The following is a 21184-nucleotide window of genomic DNA, read 5'->3' as shown; positions in this document are numbered from 1 at the left end:
TGATCGTGAACGACGCGCCCATCGGAATCTTCGACTCGGGTGTCGGCGGGCTCACTGTGGCGCGGGCGATCTCGCAGCTCCTGCCCCGCGAGTCGCTGCTCTACATCGGTGACACGGCCCACTCGCCCTACGGGCCCAAGCCCATCGCCGACGTCCGTCGCTACGGACTGGAGGTGCTCGACACGCTCGTCGACGAGGGCGTGAAGATGCTCGTCATCGCGTGCAACACCGCCTCCGCAGCGCTGCTCCGCGACGCACGTGAGCGTTACGACGTGCCGGTGGTCGAGGTCATCAACCCCGCGGTCCGCGCCGCGATCTCCACCACCCGCAACGGTCGCATCGGCGTCATCGGCACGGTCGGCACGATCGCGTCGCGCGCCTACCAGGACATGCTCGAAGTGAACGAGCGTCTCGAGGTCTTCGCGGCATCCTGCCCCCGGTTCGTCGAGTTCGTCGAGGCCGGCATCACCCAGTCACCCGAAGTGCTGGCGGTCGCCGAGGACTACCTCGCGCCGCTGCGCGAAGCGGGCGTCGACACCCTCGTCCTCGGTTGCACCCACTACCCGTTCCTCGAGGGCGCGATCAGTTACGTCATGGGACCCGACGTCGCCCTGGTCTCGAGCGACTCCGAGACGGCGAAGGACGTCTACCGGCAGCTCGTGTCCGGCGGTCTCCTCGCGAACGACGACGCCGTGCCTCGTCATGTCTACGAGGCGACGGGCGATTCCGGCGACGACTTCCTCGACCTCGCCGACCGGCTCATGGGCCGAGGCGTGCCGTCGGTGCGTCTGGTCCAGACGGGCGCCATCGTCTTGCCGAAGCTCGCTCCGCCCGCATCCTGACCCTCACCCGCCCTCCGATCGGAGACTCTTCATGACCGATTCCCTGCGCGCCGACGGCCGCACCGCCGACCAGCTCCGCACCGTGACCATCGAGCGGGGCTGGAGCGCCCACGCCGAGGGATCGGCTCTCGTGAGCTTCGGCGGCACGAAGGTGCTGTGCACCGCCTCGTTCACCAACGGGGTGCCGCGCTGGCTCACCGGCAAGGGCAAGGGGTGGGTCACGGCGGAGTACGCTATGCTCCCGCGCGCGACGAACAGCCGGAACGACCGCGAGTCGATCAAGGGCAAGGTCGGTGGTCGGACGCACGAGATCTCGCGCCTGATCGGTCGCGCTTTGCGTGCTGTCGTCGACACCAAGGCGCTCGGTGAGAACACGATCGTCATCGACTGCGACGTCCTGCAGGCCGACGGCGGCACGCGCACCGCAGCGATCACCGGAGCGTACGTGGCGCTGGCCGACGCGATCGAGTGGGGCCGGTCGCAGAAGTTTATCGCGCAGCGCTCCGTGCCGCTGGTCGACTCGGTGTCGGCGGTGTCGGTGGGGATCATCGACGGCACGCCGATGCTCGATCTCGCGTACGTCGAGGATGTCCGAGCCGAGACCGACATGAACGTCGTGGTCACGGGTCGGGGGCTCTTCGTCGAGGTGCAGGGCACCGCTGAGGGGGCGCCCTTCGACAAGCGCGAGCTCGACGCGCTGCTCGAGCTCGGCGTGAACGGCTGCGCGCAGCTGCGCGACATCCAGGCGGCGACGCTGGCATGACCGGCCGTATCGTCCTGGCGACTCACAACCCGCACAAGGTCGAGGAGTTCCACGCGATCGTCGCCGCCGTCCGCCCCGACCTGGAGGTCATCGGGTACGACGGGCCGGAGCCCGTCGAGGACGGCGTCACCTTCACGGAGAACGCGCTGATCAAGGCCCGTGCCGCGGCGGCGCACACCGGCTTGCCGGCCCTTGCCGACGACTCGGGGATCTGCGTCGATGCGCTCGGGGGAGCACCCGGTGCCTTCTCGGCCTACTGGGCCGGCCACAAGAAGGATGCCGCGGCCAACACGGCTCTGCTGCTCGATCAGCTCGCCGACATCGCCGACCCGCGACGCACGGCTCAGTTCGTCTCGGTCATCGCCCTCGTCGACAGCGACACCGAGCACGTCGTCGAGGGTGTCTGGCCGGGCCGGCTCGCGACCGAGGCCGCCGGCGACGGCGGCTTCGGGTACGACCCGGTCTTCGTGCCGGATGGCCAGCCGGAACCCGCGCGCACGGTCGCGCAGTGGTCCGCGGCGGAGAAGAACGCGGCGTCTCATCGCGCCCGAGCCTTCGTCGCGCTCACGGAGCTGTTGCGCTCGCTCTGAGCGGGGCCTCGCCGGTACGCCCGCCGCCTCGCGTCCGAAGTCGGCATCGCACCGTCTGCATCGCACCGTCTGCAGGCACCGTCTGCAGGCACCGTCTGCAGGCACCGTCTGCAGGCTGGGCCCCGGCATCACCGGCGCGGAAGGCCTCCGGCCGTCGTTCAGCCTGTGGACGGAACAACGATCGGGCTTGGCCCAAGCCAATGGGGTGGGCGCAAGCCTGCCGTAAGCGTGAGGCGTTTAGTTTCGCGGGGTTGCCCGGTGCCTTGTGCCCGATACCCGGTGCCCCGTCGGCACTGTGGCTTTCGCACGGCCCGTCAACAGGCTGAGGACTGTCGTGTGGCCCGAGTAGTGGCCTGATGCGCGGCTCAGCCTGTCGGCGGCACGGCCCGGCCCGGCAGGGCACGGCAAGGCAGGTCACGGCCCGGCACGGCCCGTCACGGCCCGTCAACAGGCTGATGGCTGTCGTGTGGCCCGAGTAGTGGCCTGATGCGCGGCTCAGCCTGTCGGCGGCACGGCACGGCCCGGCCCGGCACGGCACGGCACGGCACGGCACCGCACGTCCACCAGAGCCCACCCGAACCGTCGGGAGGGCTAGCCCTCGTCGCGGCGGACGTCGCCCGGCTCGCGATCGGGGCGGAGGCCCCGCCACCGGGCGTGGCGCAGGATGCCGCCGGGCGTGAACTCGGCGAACTCGACCTCTCCGACGAGCTCGGGCCGCACCCACAGGGCGTCGGAGGCGTCGGCCGCGGGGATTTCGACGAACGGGTTCTCGTCGGTGCGGAGCGGGTCGAGGGCTGCGGTGAGCCGGGCGAGTTCGGCGTCGGAGAACCCCGAGCCGACGCGACCGGCGTACTGCAGCGAGCCGTCGTCGTCGGGAATGCCCAGCAGCAGAGAGCCGATGCCGCCTCGGCGCGAGCCCTTGCCTGGTCGGATGGCGCCGACGATGACGTCCTGCGTCCGAGTGAGCTTGACCTTGAGCCACTCGTCGGAGCGGACACCGACCCGATACCGGGACGACGGGTCCTTCACGACGGCGCCCTCGAGGTCGAGTTCGCGGGCGGTGGCCAGCGCAGCGTCGAGGTCGTCGGTCACGGGCGGCACCGTGAGCGGCGGCTTCGCGTCCCTGACCGCGGACTCAAGGAGCCGACGACGCTCGCGCAGCGGCAGTGCGGTCACATCGCGGTCGCCGTGCTGCAGCAGGTCGAAGACGAAGAAGTCCGCGGGTGTGCGGTCGCGCTCTCGGGCGATGTCGCGCGCCTTGGTCAGGTGCATGCGGTTCTGCAGGAGAGGAAAGCTCGGACGTCCGGACTCGTCAAGCGCGACGATCTCACCGTCGAGCACGAGAGGTGTGTCACCGAGTCCGAGATCCGCGTCGTCGCCCGTGAGTTCGGGATAGCGGGACGTGATGTCGGTGCCGCTGCGCGCGCGCAGCCGCATCCGCTCGCCGTCCCAGTGCGCGATCGCCCGAACACCGTCCCATTTGAACTCGACCCACGGCCCCCACCGCTCCGCCGTCGCTCGCGCGGTTCCCGGAGATGACGAGACGGCCAGCATCGGAGCCGGCGAGCCGGTCGCGTCCGAGGCGGTCTCTTGGTCCTCGGCGTCTGACAGGCCGGATGCCGCGGGCAGTTTGGAACCCGCCGTCACGCTCGTGGCCCCTGTCTTCATTCGGTGCAGCAGCCACTGCGACTTCTCACCCGATCCGCCGGTGCGGATAAGAACGAGGCGAGCGTCGGAAGCGGCTCCGCCGGGCGTGCCGTGGAGTGTGATGATGATCTCGTCGTCACGCCACTTCTCGAGGTCGTAGACGCCGGTGTCCCAGATCGTCATCGTTCCCGCGCCGTACTCGCCGGGGGGAATCTCGCCGTGGAAGCTCAGGTACTCCATGGGGTGGGGTTCGGTCATCACGGCGAGATGATTGCGCTCGGTCGTCTCGGGGATGCCGCGGGGCACCGCCCAGCTGACCAGCACGCCGTCCCGTTCCAGGCGCAGGTCGTAGTGCAGGCGTCGCGCGTGATGCTCCTGGATGACGAACCTCGGCCTGCCCGCGGCACCGGCGCCGGAGACACCGCCTGCCGCGACCGACACGGCGTCGGGCATGGGCTCGGGTGTTCGCTCCGCCGACCTTTTCGCGAGGTAGGGCGCTAGCGGCGCGGTGCGACGGGGCGCGAGCGGCGCCAGTGGGTCGCCGAGGTCGACGGCGCGCTCGAGAACCTCGTCGAAGCGCAGGTGACGAAGGGACGGGTCTTCGAGCTCGTCCCATGTGCGTGGTGCAGCGACCGTGGGTTCGTCTCGCCCGCGGAGCGAGTAGGGCGCGATGGTGGTCTTCGAGCCGTTGTTCTGGCTCCAGTCGAGGAAGACCTTGCCGGCGCGGGCGCTGCGGTTCATCTGACTGATGACGAGGTCGGGGTGGTCGGCTTCGAGGGCCCGGGCGAGCTCTTTCGCGAAAGCCGAGGCCTGTTCGCTCGTCTGCGCGGCGGCGAGCGGGGCATACAGATGGATGCCCTTACTGCCGCTCGTCACGGGAAACAGCTCCATTCCCATGTCCGACAGGATGCTGCGCACCCACCGCGCGACCTCGGCGCATTCGGCCAGGCCGACTCCCGGCCCCGGATCGAGATCGAGGACGAGTCGGTCGGGTGCACCGCGCTCGCCCGCGTCGGTGAAGCGCCACTGGGGGACGTGCAGTTCGAGGCTCGCGACCTGCGCGAGGTAGACCAGCGCTGCCACCTCCTCGACGAGCGGATAGTCCTTCGCGCCGGTGGAGTGGTCGATGGGCATGCGGGGGAGCCACGAGGGGGCGCCGCGTTCGAGGTCTTTCGCGAAGAAGTCGGGCTGGTCGACGCCCTCGGGCCAGCGCTTGCGCGTCACCGGACGCCGGTCGAGGTGCGGCAGCATCAAGGGCGCGATGCGCGAGAAGTAGTCGATCACCTCGCCCTTCGTCGTCCCGGTCCGCGGGTAGAGCACCTTGTCGAGGTTCGACAGGCGCAGCCGGCGGCCGTCGACCTGCACCGTCTGCTCTCCTGCCATGCCGACAGGGTATTGCGCCAGCCGCTGGCGTCGGCGAGGGGTTGCGGTGTGTACTTCCTCCATGAGATCGATCTGGAAAGGCGCCCTCACCTTCGGGCTCGTCAATGTGCCGGTGAAGGTCTACTCGGCCACCGAGGATCACGACGTTCCGTTGCATCAGGTTCACAACGCCGACGGCGGACGCATCCGGTACCAGCGCATCTGCGAGATCGACGGCGAGGTCGTTCCCTACGCCGACATCGATCGCGCCTACGACGACGGCGAGCAGACGGTCGTGCTCACGAAGGACGACCTGGCATCATTGCCCTCCGAGCGCAGCCGCGAGATCGATGTGGTGGAGTTCGTGCCGAGTGAGCAGATCGATCTGCTCACCCTCGACAAGGCGTACTACCTCGAGCCGGATTCGTCGTCGCCGAAGTCGTACGTGCTCCTGCGGAAGACCCTCGAACAGACCGATCGGACCGCGATCGTACGGTTCTCGTTGCGGCAGAAGACGCGGCTCGCCGCGCTTCGCGTTCGAGGTGAGGTCCTCGTGCTGCAGACCCTCCTGTGGGCCGACGAAGTCCGGGAGGCGGCGTTCCCCGCGCTCGATGAGTCGGTGCGCATCTCGGCGAAGGAGCTCGAGATGTCGGCGTCCCTCGTGGAGAGCTTTTCGAGCGACTTCGATCCCGAGGCGTTCACGGACGAGTATCAGGAGGAGCTGCGGACCCTCATCGACGCGAAGCTCGAGAAGGGCGACGCCCTCGACACGTCGGAGACGTTCGGTGAGAAGGCCGAGAAGGAGGGCGGCGAGGTCATCGACCTGATGGAGGCGCTGCGGGCGAGCGTCGAGCGCAGCCGCGCGGCGCGCAGCGGCGGGTCGAAGACGTCGGACGGTGGCGACGGGGGGCACGCCAGCACCCAGACGAACGCGAAGAAGACCACCACGAAGGGCGCAGCGAAGAAGGACGTGGACGAGAAGGCGCCCGCGAAGCGGGGGGCCGAGAAGAAGACGGCCGACAAGAAGACTCCCGCGAAGAAGAGCGCGAAAGCCTCCTGATCAGCTCCGCGGCGGCTCGTGGCCTCGGTCGGCGTCCGCCGGCGCGGCCTCGGAGCGGTGCGGGTGGGTGTGACCGTGCTCGTGAAAGACCTCCGGGTCGAGCACGAGCTCGCGTGCCTCGGCGGCATCGGTGTACTGGTCGGGCCCGGCGGCCATCTCCTTCTTCGCCTTGCGCTTCTCGGCGAAGTAGTGCCACACGATGAAGACGACGGTGCCGACGACCGCGGCGAGCAGGATGACGTCGATGTACTTCGCGACGAACTCGCCGACACCGGGAATGAGGCTGACGAGGTAGCCGATCACCGTCAGGCCGAAGCCCCAGATCACGGCGCCGATCAGGTTGTAGAGCGAATAGCGGTGCCACGCCATCTTCCCGACGCCGGCGGCGACGGGCGCGAAGGTCCGGACGATGGGCACGAAGCGGGCCAGGATGACGGTGACGCCGCCGTAACGCTCGAAGAAGGCGTTGGTCCGCTCCACGTTGCGGCGGCTGAACAGACCGGACTCTTTGCGTTCGAAGACGGCGGGGCCGCCCTTGCGTCCGATGATGTAGCCCACCTCACCGCCGAGGAACGCGGAGAACCCGATCAGCAGACCCACGACCCAGACGTTGATGCCGAAGACGCCGTGGGGAGCGTGGGTGACGGGGTTCGACAGCAGACCCGCCATGATCAGAAGCGTGTCGCCGGGGAGCAGGAAGCCGACGAGCAGACCTGTCTCGGCGAAGATGATGAAACACACCACGAGCAGAGCCCACGGGCCTGCCGCGCTGATGATGGTGGCGGGGTCGAGCCAGGGGATGAGGGCGATCTGATGCACGAGTTTCCCGTCGGGAGAGGATGACGCGAGGGCGGGCGAACGCCCGATCCGTGCGGAAGGTGGGACTTGAACCCACACGCCGTGAGGCACAGGAACCTAAATCCTGCGTGTCTGCCAATTCCACCACTCCCGCGGACGGGTTCAGTCTAGGCGTCAGCGATAAGCGAATCCGTCCGGATAACCCCCGAATTCGCCGAGACGATGGGGCGGTCGCGGCGCGCATGGCCGCTCGGGCCCACCTATCGCGCGATGGAGCTCCTGAGTCCGGAGTTCGGGACGTTCGCTGACGCGTCAGCGAGTCGCGGTGAGCCGCCGATGAACCAGTACCCCGCCCCGACGACGAGACCACCGCCGACGAGGTTCCCGGCGCCGACGAGCAGGAGATTGAGCGCGAAGCCGCCGACCGAGGCCGACGGGTCACTGGACAGCAGACCGATCGTGAACGTCGTCATGTTCGCCACGACGTGCTCGAAGCCGGAGGTGATGAACGCGAGGATCGCTGCGAACACGACGAGGATGCGAGCGCTCTCGCTGCGGAGCCGCACCGTCATCCAGATCGCGACGCAGACGAGGACATTGCACAGGATGCCGCGGACGAACAGTTCGAGGGGCGATTCGTGGGCCTTCGCCGCGAGCATGTCGGAGAGCATGGCGCCTGCCGCAGCGTTGCTGTGAGGAACGCCGGATGCGACGATCAGCGCCCCGAACACGACTGACCCGACGAGGTTTGCGCCGAACGTCCATACGATCGCCGCGGCGGCCCGACCAGGGGGCACGGCTCCCATGAGCGCGGCTTGGGGAACCGTCATCATCGACGAGGTGACGAGCTCGCCGCCCGCAACCACGACGATCGTCAGCGCGACGCCGAACACGAGGCCCGACACGAGCTTGCCCCAGCCCGAGCCGGCCGCGAGAAGCGGTCCGGCCGCGGTGACCATCAGTACGACGCCGACGCCGATGTACGCGCCCGCGAGCATCCCCGAGATCGTGAAGCGAGCGTGGGAGCGCAGCCCGTCGACCTTGTGCCGCCCGTTGTCGGCCTGCGCGGCGAGGGCCTGGGGGATCGTGAGCACGGGATCACCGTCCTTCCGCCGCCAGTGTGCGCTCGACGAGCGGGCGACGGGGATGCGGCGGGCCGGGGATAACCCGTCAGCGCACGGCGAGCGCGCTCGGCTCGGAGACCTCGGCCCGAACGACGGCTGCCCCCGCCACCAGTGCGCTGATCTTGTCGTACGCGACGGCACGGGGAAGCGGCGCCATGCCGCAGTTGGTGCTGGGGATCAGCTTGTCGGCGTCGACGAACTCGAGCGCGCGGCGGAGCGTGTCGGCCACCTCATCCGGGGTCTCGATCTCATGGCTCGCGACGTCGATGGCCCCGAGCATCACCTTCTTGCCGCGGATGAGCTCGATCAGCTCGACGGGCACGTGCGAGTGGTGGCTCTCGAGCGAGATGACGTCGATGCTCGATCGCTGAAGGAGCGGGAACGACTCCTCGTACTGCCGCCACTCGGGCCCCAGTGTCGCCTTCCACTCGTTGTTCGCCGTGATGCCGTAGCCGTAGCAGATGTGCACCACCGTCTCGGCGCGCAGGCCCTCGGCTGCTCGCTCGAGCGCGGCGATGCCCCAGTCCTTCATCTCGTCGAAGAACACGTTGAACGCCGGCTCATCGAACTGGATGATGTCGACGCCGGCGGCCTCGAGCTCGCGGGCCTCCTGATTGAGGATCGTGGCGAACTCCCACGCGAGCTTCTCGCGGCTGCGGTAGTGATGATCGGCCAGCGTGTCGATCATGGTCATGGGGCCCGGGAGCGCCCACTTGATGGGCCGATCGGTCTGCTGGCGGAGGAAGACCGCGTCGTCGATGAAGACTGGCTGGCGGCGGCTGACGGCGCCGATGACCGTGGGGACGCTCGCGTCGTAGCGGTCGCGGATGCGCACCGTCTCGCGTCGCTCGAAGTCGACACCGTCGAGGTGCTCGATGAACGTGGTGACGAAGTGCTGACGCGTCTGTTCGCCGTCGCTGATGATGTCGAGCCCGCGGCGTTCCTGCTCGTGGACCGCGACGCGCAGGGCGTCGCGTCTGCCTTCCGTCAGCGTGTTGCCGGTCAGTTCCCACGGCGACCACAACACCTCGGGCTTGGCCAGCCATGACGGCTTGGGAAGGCTGCCGACGGTGGAGGTGGGCAGGAGGGTGTGCGACACGGATCGTCCTTCGGTTCAGCGGGTCGGCGCGAGCGGGGCAGCGGGTGCGGTGTAGCGGGCGGCCCAGCGGCTGAGCACCTGCCGGTGGGGGGTGACGAAGTGCTCCTCGGCGTACTTGCCCTGCGTCGTGGCCAGTTGGCTGCGCTCGACCCGGTCGTACGTGATGTCGGTCCGCACGAAGTCGTCCCGCACGAGGCTGGGCCGGTAGACCTCGCCCGCGGGCTCGCTCGCGTTGTAGATCTCGGGCCGGTAGATCTTCTGGAACGTCTCCATGGTGCCGATCGTGCCGGCCAGCTGCAGATCGGTGTAGTCGGCCAGCAGCTCGCCGCGGTGATAGAACGCCAGCGGGGCGACACTGCCGCGCGGCATGAAGTAGCGCACCTGGAGCCCCATCTTGGCGAAGTACTCGTCGGTCAGCGAGAACGAGTCCTGCTCGTACTCGACGCCGAGGACCGGATGCCGGTTGCCGTTGCGCCGGTACGTACGGCTCGTCGACACGCTGATGCACACGACGGGTGCCTGGGGAAAACGCTCGCGGTAGGCGTCGGACTCGAGGAAGTGCTGGAAGAGCTTCCCGTGGAGGTCGCCGAAGTCGTCCGGCACGACGAACGTGCCGGGCGTCTGCTGGGCCGACGGCAACAGGATGCTGAAGTCGTAGTCGCGCAGGTACGACGAGAAGTTGTTGCCGACGATGCCGTGGTGGCGCTCGCCGGTCCGCCGGTCGACGATGTGGATGTCGAGCACCTCGAGCAACGGGAACTCGCGGTCCTCGCCGGTGGCGGCGGCAGCATCCTCGCCGTCATCTGCGAACCGCAGGTTCGCTGACACGATGTCGAGCTCGGCGGTGTACCGATCGCCCGCGGGGTTGTCGGTGCGGGCGAGGTCGTTGAGGCGGGCGTCGATCATCGCGAGCGCCCCGCGGAGGTTCTCGCGGCGGCGCTCGCCCCGGGCGAGGTTGGCGAAGTTCGTCGTGATGCGCGATGAGTCGGAGGGGGAGTAGTCCTCGTCGAAGCGCGTCGTGGAGATGCGGAACGTGAATTCGTTCGCCATGAGCAGCCAATCAAGCGGAGCTCCGGAGAGCCATGCGGAAGATGATGGCTCCATCGTGAGGGGTGGCGACAGTCATCGGGTAATTCCCTCTCGCTATCCGGTGCCATAGTCTTTCGCTATGGCCGGGCGTCGAAGCGGGATCACCCTGCAGCAGTTGCAGTACTTCATCGAGGTGGCCGCCGAGGGCTCGATCTCGGCGGCATCCGATCTGCTCTACGTCGCACAGCCCACGATGTCGGCCGCGATGAAGGACCTCGAGGCGCGGGTCGGCCGCGATCTGCTGGTGCGGTCAGCCCGAGGCGTGACTCTCACCACAGACGGCGTGGAGTTCCTGGGATACGCCCGTCAGGTCGTCGAGCAGGCCGAGCTGCTCGAACAGCGCTACCTCGGACGGCCACCGTCGCGGCGGCTGCTCGGTGTCTCGACGCAGCACTACTCGTTCGCCGTCGACGCGTTCGTCCGGATGGTCCGGAGTACCGGGTCGCCCGAGTACGAGTTCTCGCTTCGCGAGACCCGGACGTGGGACATCATCGAAGACGTCCGGACGCTGCGCAGCGAGCTCGGCATCCTGTTCCGCAACGACTTCAACCGGAACGTCATCGACAAGCTGCTGCGCGACTCGGGGCTTGCGTTCCATCCGCTGTTCGTGGCCGAGCCGCACATCTTCGTCTCGCGCCGGAACCCGCTCGCCTCGCGTGCCCGCGCAACGCTCGACGACCTCGTCGACCTGCCGCGCCTGACCTTCGACCAGGGCGCGAACAACTCGTTCTACTTCGCCGAAGAGATCCTCTCGACGCTGTCGAGCAAGCAGGAGATCCGGGTGTCGGATCGCGCGACGATCTTCAACCTCATGATCGGCCTCGAGGGCTACACGATCTCGACGGGCATCATCAGTGACGACCTCGACCCAGAGATCGTCGCCGTGCCCCTCGACGTCGACGAGCGCATCGAGATCGGCTGGATCGGCCGCACGGCCGTGCCACTCACCGAGCAGGCGCAGCGCTATCTCGATGAGGTGCGTGCTGTCGTCGGAGGTTTCGGGATCGAGCTGCTCGGATGAGGCTGGGATGGCGAGATGGTGAGCCGACCGGCCCTGTGGAAGGTCGCCACCGCTTCACGGGGTAGCCGCCACGATGCGGGGGTGCCCGTTACGCCCCCACTGCCACCATCTGTGCAGCACGCATCGGCGGCATCGCGGCCGTTGACGGCGCGTCTATCGGAGCCGTCATGGGCTGCTTCACCGGAGGTTGAGTCATGAAGCGTTCGAGAGGCCAGTTTCTCCTCTTCTTCATCATCGCAGTGGGGGCGGGAGCGAGCCTGATCTGGTTGCTACCAGCGGCGCTCGGCGATGACGCCACCGTGCAGAGTTGGATCCCTGCCGCGCTCGGAGCGATCTTCGCAGCAAGCGCCTTCGTCGCATGGAAAGTCCGCCCAAACTGGAAGCAGACATCTCCGACGTAAGTGCCGCACACAGTAGGAGAATGGAAGACCCCCGTGGGTGATTACCTGCGGGGGTCTCTCTCGTACCGATGTCGCTCGCTGAAGTATCACCTGTCAGCGCCAAGCTCGACGTCACCCACAACGCCACGCCACCCCACGAACACCGTCCTGCCGTCCGCGCCTACGTGCGAATCAGTCGCCGCAATGTCATCTACGGCATGGCATGCGCCAGGTCGTTTAGCGCCTCTGCAGTCAGCTCGTCGTATTGCGGCCGCATCTCGTCGAGAGGTCGCGTGCCTCGATTCGGCAACACGACACGTCGTCCGCGCGAATGCGACAGCCAGCCGCCGCGTTTCAGGCCGACGTTCGGGTTGAAGAGACCAACCGATCTGGCACTGTGGAAAGTCGCCACCGCCTCGTCGGATAGCGGCAACGATGCAGGGGTGAGCAGTACCCCGTCATCCGCACCCGGCTTCGAGCCCCCTGACCTGCCCCCAGAGACGCGTATCGCGTGCAGTCTGCGCGATCGGCTCCGGTCGGAGGGGATCGATCCCGCGCAGCGACCGGAAGAGGTCGAGCGGGTCGCGATCGCAGAAGTGCAGCGGCACAACGACTTCGCCCTGGCGCGGGGGTTGGAGGCTGTCGACGATGAGCACTCAGCGGTGCGGCGCGTTCTTGCATCCGTCGCCGGGTACGGCCCGTTGCAGGCGCTTCTGGACGACCCGAGCGTGGAGGAGCTGTGGATCAACGCTCCCGACCGGATCTTCGTCGCTCGCGGCGGCCGGAGCGAGAGAGTCGCGCTGACCCTGTCCGAGGGCCAGGTGCGCGACCTGGTCGAACGGATGCTGCACGCGAGCGGTCGCCGTGTCGATCTGAGCCAGCCCTTCGCTGACGCGTCGCTCCCGGACGGGTCGCGACTCCACGTCGTCATCCCCGACATAACGCGGCACTGGGCTGTGAACGTCCGCAAGTTCCTCCGCACGTTCCGCACGCTCGACGACCTGGTGGACATCGGGTCGGTGACGGTCGAGGCGGCGGACATCCTACGCACGGCGATCGCACACGGACGGAACATCATCGTCTCCGGTGCGACCCACGCGGGGAAGACGACCATGCTCAGCGCACTGATCGCGGCGAGCCCACCCGCGCAGCGGGTCGTCACGGTCGAGGAGACCTTCGAGCTCGCCGTTGATCTGCCCGATGTGGTCGCCCTGCAGGCCCGCCAGCCGAGCCTCGAAGGCGGAGGAGAGGTGACGCTGCGACGCCTCGTGAAGGAAGCCCTCCGCATGCGACCCGACCGCCTCGTCGTCGGCGAGGTGCGCGATGCCGAAGCTCTCGACTTGCTCCTCGCTCTCAACACCGGCGTCCCCGCCGCCGCGACCGTGCACGCGAACTCCGCCACCGACGCGCTTCGGAAGCTCTCAGCGCTCCCGCTCCTGGCCGGACGGAACATCGACATCGAGTTCGTGCGCGACGCTCTCGCGGCATCCGTCGACCTCGTGGTGCACTGCGAGCTCCTGGCTTCGGGACGTCGACGCGTCGCCGAGATCGTGTCTCCCACCGGCGCCGTCATCGACGGGGTCGTCGCGACGCGGTCGATCTATCGGAGCCCGGCGTGATCCTGCTGTGGGGCACAACGCTCGGTGCAGGGCTAGTGCTCATCGTCCTGCCCTGGCTGTCGCCTCGCACGGCGACGACACCGGCGACATCCGGTCGCGCTCGGCGCTTCGGTCGCGACCTCCTTGGCTCTGCTGGATTCGCGCAGGCCCCGGTGAGCGGGTTCGGCGCCATCTCGGTCGGGACGGCAGCGCTTGCCGCCGCGGCTGCGTGGCTGGTGACCTCGCTCCCCGCCGTCGCCCTCCTCGCCGCCGGTGCGGGCGTCCTGCTGCCGACGGCCTGGCTGCGCTCCCGCTCCCGCAGACTGCGGCGGGCGCGCCGCGGGCTATGGCCCGACGTGTGCGACCTGCTCGTCGCATCCGTTCGAGCCGGGATGCCACTCGGCGACGCGGTCTCGTCGATCGCGGAGACCGGGCCGCCGGCCCTTCGCCCCGCGTTCAGGGGGTTCGAGCGAGACCTCGCCGCCTCCGGACACTTCGACACCAGTGCCGCGCGTCTGCAGACGGTGCTCGCAGATCCCGTGGCCGACCGCATCGTGGAGACGCTTCGGATGGCCCGGCAGGTGGGTGGGACGGAGCTGGTCCCGGTGCTCAGGGCGCTCTCGACGTCCGTTCGTGCCGATGCGGCTCTCCGCGCTGAGGTGGAGGCACGCCAGTCGTGGATCAGAGGTGCAGCAGTGCTCGGATTGATCGCTCCCTGGGTGGTGCTCACGCTTCTGTCGCTTCGCCCCGAAGGCGCTCGCGCGTATGCCTCGGGAGAAGGAACCGTCCTCATCATCGTGGGCGCGGCGGTGTCGTTCGTCGCGTACCGGGTCATGCTGCGGATCGGCAGGCTTCCCGAACCGCGGAGGTGGGTGCGCTGACCGGTATGTCGGATCTCGCCGTTGCCGTCTTGCTGGGTACTGCACTTGCTTCGGGCCTCCTTCTCACGATCTCCGGGATGCCGCGGTGGATCGCGCCGCCCCTCGAACGCAGGATCGCCCCCTACTTGCGCGATATCGCCGATCCGATCGGCCTGACCCCGCTCCATCCGGGACCGTCCTGGCTCGGGGGCTGGCGAGAGCTCAGCATCCACATAGCGGCGAAGCTCGGCGGATCGGAAGCACTCCGCCGACGACTCGTGCGGGCGGGCTGGGCCCTGACACCCGAGGGCTTCCGTATCCGCCAGCTGTTCGCGGGGATCGGGGGACTCACGGCGGGCACCACGCTGACGGTCGCAGTGGCGATGCGCGGAGACGCGAACGGGGCGACGCTGCTGCTGCCGTTCGTGCTCGCTGCCGCGGGAATTCTCGTTCTCCACGTGGTGCTGGTACAGGCCGCCGAGAACCGGATGCGGCAGGTGCGTGAAGAGGTGCCGACGGTGCTGGAGTTCCTCGCGCTCTGCCTCTCTGCGGGAGAGGGCCTCCACGATGCGTTGCGTCGCGTCAGCGAGGTGGGTGCCGGTGAACTGACCGCACACTTGCGTGCTGCGGTCCTCGCGGCCGGAACCGGGTCGACCCTGACCGATGCCCTGCGCGAGATGGCCCGCTCACTCGAGGTGGCGAGCGTCGACCGCGCAGTCGACCAGCTCGTCGGCGCCGTCGAACGCGGTGCCCCCTTGGCGCAGGTGCTGCAAACGCAGGCCGCTGATGCGCGGGAAGACGCGAAGCGCGTCCTGATCGAACAGGCCGGGCGCAAAGAGATCCTGATGCTCCTTCCGCTGGTCTTCCTCGTGCTGCCTCTCTCGGTCCTGTTCGCAGTGTTCCCCGGCATCGTGATGCTGCGCCTGGGCCTGTGAGCGAAGTCGAAGACGAAGAAAGGAAACACAATGAGGGGACTGATCACGATGGTCCGCGGCACGGTACGAGACCTCCGGGATGACGAGCAGGGTGATGTTCCCGGCTGGGTACTCGTCACCTTGATGACGGCGGGGCTCGTCGTGGTCATCTGGGCGCTCGCCGGTCCCGCGCTGTCGAACCTCTTCGAGCAGGCCATCGCACGGGTGTCTGGACTGTGACGTGGCGCTGACTCTCGACGAGCGAGGTTCGAGTCCGGCGGAGTTCGTGATGGTCGGAGCGCTCCTGACTCTGCTCATTCTGGGGGTCATCCAGCTCGCCCTCGCCGTCTACGTCCGCGGGGTCGCACACGACGCGGCCGTCGAGGGCGCCTACGACGCCGCGCTCGCCGATGTGACCGACGAGGAGGGAGCAGCGCGCGCCCGAGACATCGTCGACAGGACGCTCGGGCCGGCGTTCGTGCAAGACGTGCAGACACGCCGCACCACGGTGGGCGAGGCGACCATGGTGCAGGTGACGATGCGGATCACCCTGCCGCTCATCGGGTTGGCGGGCATACCGGCCGCATGGGAGGTGACCGCCCATGCACCGGCCGACGACGGAGAGTGAACGACACCGAAACGACGACGGCTCCGCGTCGCTCGAGTTCCTGACCGCCGGACTCATCCTGCTCGTCCCCGTCGTCTACCTGATCGTCTCACTCGGAATCGTGCAGTCGCACACGTTCGCCGCCCAGGCGGCTGCGCGACACGTCGCCCGTGCGATCGCGACAGCCGCGGATGTCGCTCAGGCCGATACGCGTGTCGACGCGATCACGCAGGCGATCGCCGCCGAGTACGGAATGACGGCCGACGACCTCGCGCTCGCCGTCGAGTGTTCGGGCAGCGGTCCATGCCCCGGAGCCGGTGAGATCATCCGCGTCACGGTGAACACCGACGCGGTGCTGCCGCTCGTGCCTCCCGTGCTCGGCCTCGACCGGCTGGCCCGGGTTCCGATCGAGGCGACCGCCGTGCAACGGATGCCGCGCGTGTGGGGCTGATCGTGAAGAGACGGTCCCACCTGGGGAACGATGGGAGCGTGTTGCCGCTCACGCTCGGATACGCCCTCCTCGCCATCGTGCTCGTCCTCGTCAGCGTCGACGCGATGAGCCTCTACCTCGCGCACAAACGCGCGGAGACGGTCGCGGATGCCGCAGCGCTGGCGGCATCCGACGGGTTCACCTTCGTCGTCGAAAGCGGCTCGCCGCGCGCGCGACTCGACCCGGCCGACGTCCATGACCTGGCCGCCGAGGTCATCGCGGCGTCCGTCGACGCGACGCTCGTCGATGCCGCCACGCCCGATGGCGTATCCGCTCGCGTCACCGTGGCCACGGTGTGGCGTCCCCCCGTGGCGTCCCTGTTCGTGCCCCACGGCGTACGGATCGAGGCGACGGCGACGAGCCGCACCGTGCTGCGCTGAGTCCGCGATGCGCGGTCATTCCGCAACCTCCTTCCCGGCACAAATCGCGCTGGATAGGGTCGAGGGACCGGCTATGCGTGGAGGGGGAGCCCGCTCATGACCCAGCAACTCGATGTCAACGACGACGCGGTGACGCGACTCGGTCTGATGGACACCGCCCCGGAGGAGCGCTTCGACCGCATCACGCGGCTCGCGCGCGAGATGTTCGACGTCGACTATGCCGTCGTCAACGTCGTGAACTCCGAGACGGTGTTCACGAAGTCGCAGCCGGCGGAGTCCGATTTCACGCACACCCCGATCGAGGACTCGTTCTGCGGCGAGGCCGTCAAGCAGCCCGCCGTGCTCGAGGTGCGCGACGGGCGCGCCGACCCGCGGTTCGCCGACCGTGCGATCGTCGCCGAGCACGGCATCCGCTTCTACGCGGGCTTTCCGATCCACACCGACGCGGGGGAGACCGTCGGCACGCTCTGCCTGCTCGACACCTCGCCCCGCGAGCTCAGCGACACCGACCGCGACGCCTTCGAGCGCTTCGGTCTCTGGGCTCAGGCTGAGATGCGCATGGACGACCCCGACGGCGCCGGATCGGTGCCGCTGCCCGAGGGTGCCACGGTCCCCGCCGTGCGCGATGACCGCCTCGCGGCGGGAGAGGTCCGCCTCGCCGCCCTGGCGATCCCGCACGGGCAGGTGAGCGGCGACCGGAGCAGCTGGCAGCAGGTCGGCGACCGCATCATCGTCACCCTCGCGGACGTGATGGGCAAGGGCGAGGAGGCAGGCGGTTTCGCTGAGGAACTGATCGGCGCGCTCCAACAGCGTGCTCACCTCGACCCCGTCGAGGCGATGCTGTCGGTCGAGGACTACGCCCGCCACGACAAGCGCTACCGTGACACCTTCGCGACCCTGTTCCACGCGGTGATCGACACCCGGAGCGGCCGCGTGGCCTACGTCGACGCCGGTCACGGACTCACCCTGCTGCTCCGCGCCGACGGCACGAGCGAACGTCTGAGCTCACGCAACCTGCCGCTCGGCCTCCGCCCGTCCGATGCCGATTGGGAGGCAGGAGAGACCGTGGTCGGCCACGGCGACCTCATCATCTCCGTCTCGGATGGCGCCCTCGACGCCTACGACTCCACGCTCGACAGCCTGCGCCTGATCGGCGAAGACCTGCGCCGTGCGGCAGAGCCCGACGCGTTCTTCGACGAGCTCTCGATCCGCGTCTCCGAACACACCGTCGACGACGATGTGACCGCAGTCGTCATCTCCGTGCGCTGACCTGCGTCGATCGCCCCGAGCTCAGCGGGGGATCACCGAGAACAGGAACCGCCGTCGCACCATCAGGTAGATGAGCGCGATGACCGCGGTATGGATGAGCGTCCCCTGCCAGAAGCTCTGCCGGTCGAGGCCGGGGATGTTCGCGACGGCCAGCACGAAGAACACGTGCACGATGAAGACGTACAGGCTCGCCTGCCCCAGCGGGATCCACAGCCACCCCATGACCGCGTTGATCGGCTTCCAGGCCACCGTGAGCACGGCGTAGCTGCAGGTGATCACGAGAACGAGGTCGAGCAGGCGCCCCCAGTGCAGGTCGATGCGCGGGTAGCCCGAGTCGTACAGCATCCCGTAGAGGCCCGCCGGGAACGGCGTCGGCTCGAACCCGAAGCTGTCGCCCGCCCAGAGGTAGACGAGGAACCCCGCGTAGCCGACGACGAAGATGCCGACGAGGATCTTTCCCGGTCTCGAGGTCAGTGCCCGGATGATCGGTCGCCGGTAGTACCCGATGACGAGTCCGTGCGTGAAGAGCACCTGCCAGGCCAGCAGGGGGAAGACCGCGTTGAACTGCGACGGCAGCGGCGACAGCTCCGGCATCGTGATGTGCAGGGCGTAGAGCCCCCAGCTTCCGGCGAGGACGAGCCACCACAGGCGACGGCGGATGAGCCACATGAGGGCCGGGTAGGCGAGACTCAGGACGACGAACAGGCCCATGATGTTGAACGGCCACGGCCCCATCTCGAGCAGGAGCAGCTGACGCACCGCGTACCAGGGCGGCGGGTAGTCGAGCAGGCGGTCGGCGTTCGGGTAGAGATCGTAGACGCGCCCGGTCGTGGTCTGCCCGTCCTCCCCGGTGCCTCGGTCGGTGAACGTCATGATCGCGGACGCGTCGATGAACGGCACGAAGCTGACGATGAAGATCAGCAGGATGACGGCGAGGGCGACGAGGTACTGCTTCCGCGCCCGCGCCCACGCTGCGAGAGCCGCGCCCCATTCGCCGCCTCGTTTGACTGCCGCGGGGAAAACCATGCCGAGGACGACGCCGCTCAGGAGCACGAACAGCTCCGCGCCCGTGATGGCGCCGATGATATTCAGCGATGCGAAGGAGTACGGGCTCAGCACCTCGATGTGGGTGACGACGACCACGATGATGACGAAGCCCCGCATCATGTCGATGCGCAGGTCGCGGGTCGCGGAATCGTCGGGGTAGCGCCACGACGGCAGCGTCCGCCCGACGACACCCGAGACGAGGAATGCGATGGCGAGCACCGCTGCGGTGCCGGTGATCCAGTTCATCTCGTCGTTGCCCTGGCGGACCTGCACGGTGCTCGCCGCGGCCTCCTGCGGAGTGATCACGTCGGTGATCGGGCTCCACTGCTCCTGCCCGGAGGCGACGAGGTCGGCCCGGAACGCGTCGGCGAGCTCGCGCGACGCGGTCAGCCGCCAATCGACCTCCTGCGCACCGGCCTCGGCCTCTTCGCGCACGGCCTCGAGCCAGGTGACGGCGGTGATCCGCGGGTGGGTGGGCAGCTCGGCGAGCACCTGTCGCCACCAACCCTGCTTGACGGCGAGCTCGGAGTCGCCGTCGAGTGAGAAGTCGTAGAGCGCGCCGGTGTCGAGGAGGAGATCCCGCTCCTGGCCCGCCGCGAACCGGTCGTAGAAGGTCTCCGCCTGCGGCACGGTGTAGCCCCACTGCTCGTCCAAGCGCGCGGCCACCTCGCCCTCGTCGGGCGCACTGTTCGACACGAGCGGCACGTCGCGACCCGCGGCTGCGCCGGACTCGCCTTTGCCGAAGTAGTACATCGTCAGACCCACCCGGTCGACGGCATCCGCGTCGGGGAAGTAGGGGCCGTACGGGTCGTCGGCCTCCGTCAGCAGACCGTCGTCGTCGGTGTCGAGGGCACGGAGATCGGCGGGGGAGAGGTCATCGAGCCGGCCGTCGGCGCGTTCGAACGGGTACCCCGCGCCATACGAGGGGGCCCAGACCATCTCCGCGCCCGACCGGCCGTCGTGGACGGCGTCGGCCACCGTCTCGAAGGCGCGCACGAACTCCCGCGGCTGCTGCCCCCACGAGGTCCACGAGCCGTTCATCTCGGGGGCGAATCGCACCAGATGGTGCGTGTCGTAGTCGGCCTGCATCGTCTCGAGCATCGCGTTGAACGCCGCGGCATCCTCGCGCGTGAGGTCTGAGAGCGAAGCCCGGGGCTCCATGCTCAGAATCAGCACCGCCCCCTGGGCGGCAGCCGCGGTGGCAGCACGAGACCAGTCCTGCCGAGCCTTGTCGTCGAGCGGGTACGACAGGCGGATGGCGTAACTCGCGGGCGTCTCGCCGAGTCGGTCGGCGTATCCGTCGGGCCCGTCGGACCCCCAGTCGAGCTCGGCGCCGAACCACAGCCCGTCTTGCGCGACGCCCGCTGTCCCCGGGTCGGGGGCTGCCGCGGCATCCGGACCCGCGCCCGTGTCGGCAACGGCAGCCGGCGCCGCGATCAGAGCAGCGGCGGCCGCGAAAGCGAGGGCTGTCAGTGTCCGTCTCAGGCGTCGTCTCACTCGCGACGGCACTCGAGACTCCACACGTTGCGCCCGTTCTCGTAGCGGTAGTCGAGCGCGTCGACGCTCGCGAGCGCGAGAGCGAGTCCGCGGCCGTCCTCGGCATCGGCAGTCGCCATCGTCACCGCACTGAGGTCGAGCTCCGCCGGCTGCGCGTCATCCTCGAACGTCGCTGTCAGAGCTTCGCGCGTGGCGTGGAGATCGAGCGTGAAGTGGCGGCCGTCCGCGCCCTGCGCCGCGACGGAGTGTTCGACGATATTGCCGGCGATCTCCACGACCGCGGTCTCGAAGGAGAAGCGGACGCGCGGCTCGACCGCGCCGACCTCTTCCCACCACGAGGCGAGGAGGTCGTGAACGGCCTCGACGCTTTCCAGCACGACCTCGGCGACGAGCCTCCGGTGCACTCCGTCATCCATCGAGAGCATCCTGCACGGTCGCGCGTGGCCGGAGCACACGATCGAGGTTCGTGAGGCCGAGCACCATCGTCACTTGTTCGCTCGGAGCGGCCAGCCGCAGGTCGCCGCCGCCCTGTCGAGCGGTCTTGAGGCAGGCGACGAGGGCTCCCAGTCCCGACGAGTCGATGAAGGCGACGTCGGAGAGATCGACGACGACGGGGGAACCGCCGGCAGCGGCGATCTCCTCGGTCATCCGCTCGCGGAAGGGCCGCGCGGAGACCATCGTGAGCCGGCCATGGGGGCGGACGACGCGACCGTTGTCACGTACGTCGATATCGAGGTCCAGCATGTG

The 21184-nt window shown here is 68.7% G+C and carries 22 protein-coding genes and 1 tRNA gene; 14 read left to right on the top strand and 9 right to left on the bottom strand.

Translation table 11 applies throughout. The annotated features are described in order from the left end of the window. The first annotated feature begins 5 nt into the window (after positions 1 to 5). From murI to rdgB, 3 genes are read left to right on the top strand one after another with little or no spacing between them, the layout of a single operon-like run. The gene (gene murI, locus DEU36_RS02600; protein ID WP_120264321.1) at positions 6 to 842 is read left to right on the top strand and encodes a glutamate racemase; all 837 of its coding nucleotides are present in this window, start codon (positions 6 to 8) and stop codon (positions 840 to 842) included. Between the two features lie 31 nt (positions 843 to 873). Then, positions 874 to 1605, top strand: a complete 732-nt coding sequence (rph, locus tag DEU36_RS02595) for a ribonuclease PH (RefSeq protein WP_120262793.1) — start codon at positions 874 to 876, stop codon at positions 1603 to 1605. Then, the gene (gene rdgB, locus DEU36_RS02590) at positions 1602 to 2195 is read left to right on the top strand and encodes an RdgB/HAM1 family non-canonical purine NTP pyrophosphatase (protein WP_120262792.1); all 594 of its coding nucleotides are present in this window, start codon (positions 1602 to 1604) and stop codon (positions 2193 to 2195) included. The genes rph and rdgB overlap by 4 nt, the downstream gene beginning before the upstream one ends. Before the next feature lie 591 nt (positions 2196 to 2786). Here rdgB and DEU36_RS02585 read toward each other — a convergent pair. Further along, positions 2787 to 5225 carry an ATP-dependent DNA ligase gene (locus DEU36_RS02585; protein ID WP_120262791.1) on the bottom strand — a complete coding sequence of 813 codons (2439 nt, stop codon included), beginning with the start codon at positions 5223 to 5225 and terminating at the stop codon, positions 2787 to 2789. A 61-nt stretch (positions 5226 to 5286) separates the two neighbouring features. Here DEU36_RS02585 and DEU36_RS02580 point away from each other — a divergent pair, with 61 nt between their 5' ends. Further along, positions 5287 to 6264 (top strand): Ku protein, encoded by a 978-nt coding sequence (locus DEU36_RS02580; RefSeq protein ID WP_120262790.1) that lies wholly within the window; start codon positions 5287 to 5289, stop codon positions 6262 to 6264. Here DEU36_RS02580 and DEU36_RS02575 read toward each other — a convergent pair whose 3' ends face one another. The 5 genes from DEU36_RS02575 to DEU36_RS02555 all read right to left on the bottom strand — a co-directional run bounded on the left by DEU36_RS02575 (position 6265) and on the right by DEU36_RS02555 (position 10335). After that, entirely contained in the window at positions 6265 to 7083 is an 819-nt protein-coding gene (locus DEU36_RS02575) for a DedA family protein (protein ID WP_120262789.1), read from the bottom strand. 51 nt (positions 7084 to 7134) lie between these two features. Next, positions 7135 to 7216: transfer RNA gene (locus DEU36_RS02570), tRNA-Leu, on the bottom strand. A 106-nt stretch (positions 7217 to 7322) separates the two neighbouring features. Then, positions 7323 to 8156 carry a formate/nitrite transporter family protein gene (locus tag DEU36_RS02565; RefSeq protein ID WP_120262788.1) on the bottom strand — a complete coding sequence of 278 codons (834 nt, stop codon included), beginning with the start codon at positions 8154 to 8156 and terminating at the stop codon, positions 7323 to 7325. 76 nt (positions 8157 to 8232) lie between these two features. Then, positions 8233 to 9285, bottom strand: a complete 1053-nt coding sequence (locus tag DEU36_RS02560; RefSeq protein WP_120262787.1) for a methionine synthase — start codon at positions 9283 to 9285, stop codon at positions 8233 to 8235. A gap of 15 nt (positions 9286 to 9300) precedes the next feature. Then, the gene (locus tag DEU36_RS02555) at positions 9301 to 10335 is read right to left on the bottom strand and encodes a putative oxygenase MesX (RefSeq protein ID WP_120262786.1); all 1035 of its coding nucleotides are present in this window, start codon (positions 10333 to 10335) and stop codon (positions 9301 to 9303) included. A gap of 118 nt (positions 10336 to 10453) precedes the next feature. Between DEU36_RS02555 and DEU36_RS02550 the strand changes: the two genes are divergently transcribed. From DEU36_RS02550 to DEU36_RS02510, 10 genes are all read left to right on the top strand, one after another. Beyond that, a complete protein-coding gene (locus DEU36_RS02550; RefSeq protein WP_120262785.1) occupies positions 10454 to 11395 on the top strand; it encodes a LysR family transcriptional regulator in 942 nt (313 codons plus the stop codon). Positions 11396 to 11589: 194 nt separating this feature from the next. Next, complete coding sequence (locus DEU36_RS15985) at positions 11590 to 11796, top strand: hypothetical protein (protein ID WP_147374349.1); 207 nt, start codon at positions 11590 to 11592, stop codon at positions 11794 to 11796. Between the two features lie 422 nt (positions 11797 to 12218). Then, on the top strand, positions 12219 to 13394 hold the full coding sequence (locus tag DEU36_RS02545; protein WP_396652146.1) for a CpaF family protein: 1176 nt from the start codon (positions 12219 to 12221) through the stop codon (positions 13392 to 13394). Continuing rightward, positions 13391 to 14254: a type II secretion system F family protein gene (locus DEU36_RS02540; protein ID WP_120262784.1), complete on the top strand. Its 864-nt coding sequence runs from the start codon at positions 13391 to 13393 to the stop codon at positions 14252 to 14254. The genes DEU36_RS02545 and DEU36_RS02540 overlap by 4 nt, the downstream gene beginning before the upstream one ends. A gap of 77 nt (positions 14255 to 14331) precedes the next feature. Beyond that, a complete protein-coding gene (locus tag DEU36_RS02535) occupies positions 14332 to 15168 on the top strand; it encodes a type II secretion system F family protein (RefSeq protein WP_259455191.1) in 837 nt (278 codons plus the stop codon). A gap of 30 nt (positions 15169 to 15198) precedes the next feature. Beyond that, positions 15199 to 15387: a hypothetical protein gene (locus DEU36_RS02530; RefSeq protein WP_120262783.1), complete on the top strand. Its 189-nt coding sequence runs from the start codon at positions 15199 to 15201 to the stop codon at positions 15385 to 15387. 49 nt (positions 15388 to 15436) lie between these two features. Then, positions 15437 to 15775 (top strand): TadE family protein, encoded by a 339-nt coding sequence (locus DEU36_RS02525; protein WP_120264318.1) that lies wholly within the window; start codon positions 15437 to 15439, stop codon positions 15773 to 15775. Further along, complete coding sequence (locus tag DEU36_RS02520; RefSeq protein ID WP_120262782.1) at positions 15750 to 16205, top strand: TadE family protein; 456 nt, start codon at positions 15750 to 15752, stop codon at positions 16203 to 16205. Before DEU36_RS02525 ends, DEU36_RS02520 begins: the two co-directional genes overlap by 26 nt. A gap of 38 nt (positions 16206 to 16243) precedes the next feature. Beyond that, positions 16244 to 16624 (top strand): pilus assembly protein TadG-related protein, encoded by a 381-nt coding sequence (locus DEU36_RS02515; protein ID WP_259455189.1) that lies wholly within the window; start codon positions 16244 to 16246, stop codon positions 16622 to 16624. A gap of 96 nt (positions 16625 to 16720) precedes the next feature. Continuing rightward, entirely contained in the window at positions 16721 to 17893 is a 1173-nt protein-coding gene (locus tag DEU36_RS02510) for a GAF domain-containing SpoIIE family protein phosphatase (RefSeq protein WP_120262781.1), read from the top strand. 21 nt (positions 17894 to 17914) lie between these two features. Here the strand turns inward: DEU36_RS02510 and opgC are convergent, their stop codons facing one another. From opgC to DEU36_RS02495, 3 genes are read right to left on the bottom strand one after another with little or no spacing between them, the layout of a single operon-like run. Beyond that, complete coding sequence (gene opgC, locus DEU36_RS02505) at positions 17915 to 20437, bottom strand: OpgC domain-containing protein (protein ID WP_259455187.1); 2523 nt, start codon at positions 20435 to 20437, stop codon at positions 17915 to 17917. Further along, on the bottom strand, positions 20434 to 20853 hold the full coding sequence (locus tag DEU36_RS02500; RefSeq protein ID WP_183045269.1) for an ATP-binding protein: 420 nt from the start codon (positions 20851 to 20853) through the stop codon (positions 20434 to 20436). Before DEU36_RS02500 ends, opgC begins: the two co-directional genes overlap by 4 nt. After that, positions 20846 to 21181 (bottom strand): STAS domain-containing protein, encoded by a 336-nt coding sequence (locus tag DEU36_RS02495; RefSeq protein WP_120262779.1) that lies wholly within the window; start codon positions 21179 to 21181, stop codon positions 20846 to 20848. The genes DEU36_RS02500 and DEU36_RS02495 overlap by 8 nt, the downstream gene beginning before the upstream one ends. Positions 21182 to 21184: the final 3 nt, after the last annotated feature.

It is taken from the genome of Microbacterium sp. AG238 (genome assembly GCF_003610405.1).
GTDB lineage: Bacteria > Actinomycetota > Actinomycetes > Actinomycetales > Microbacteriaceae > Microbacterium.
The sequence above is the reverse complement of the archived record's forward strand: the minus strand, read 5'-3'. Positions and strand labels throughout refer to the sequence as shown.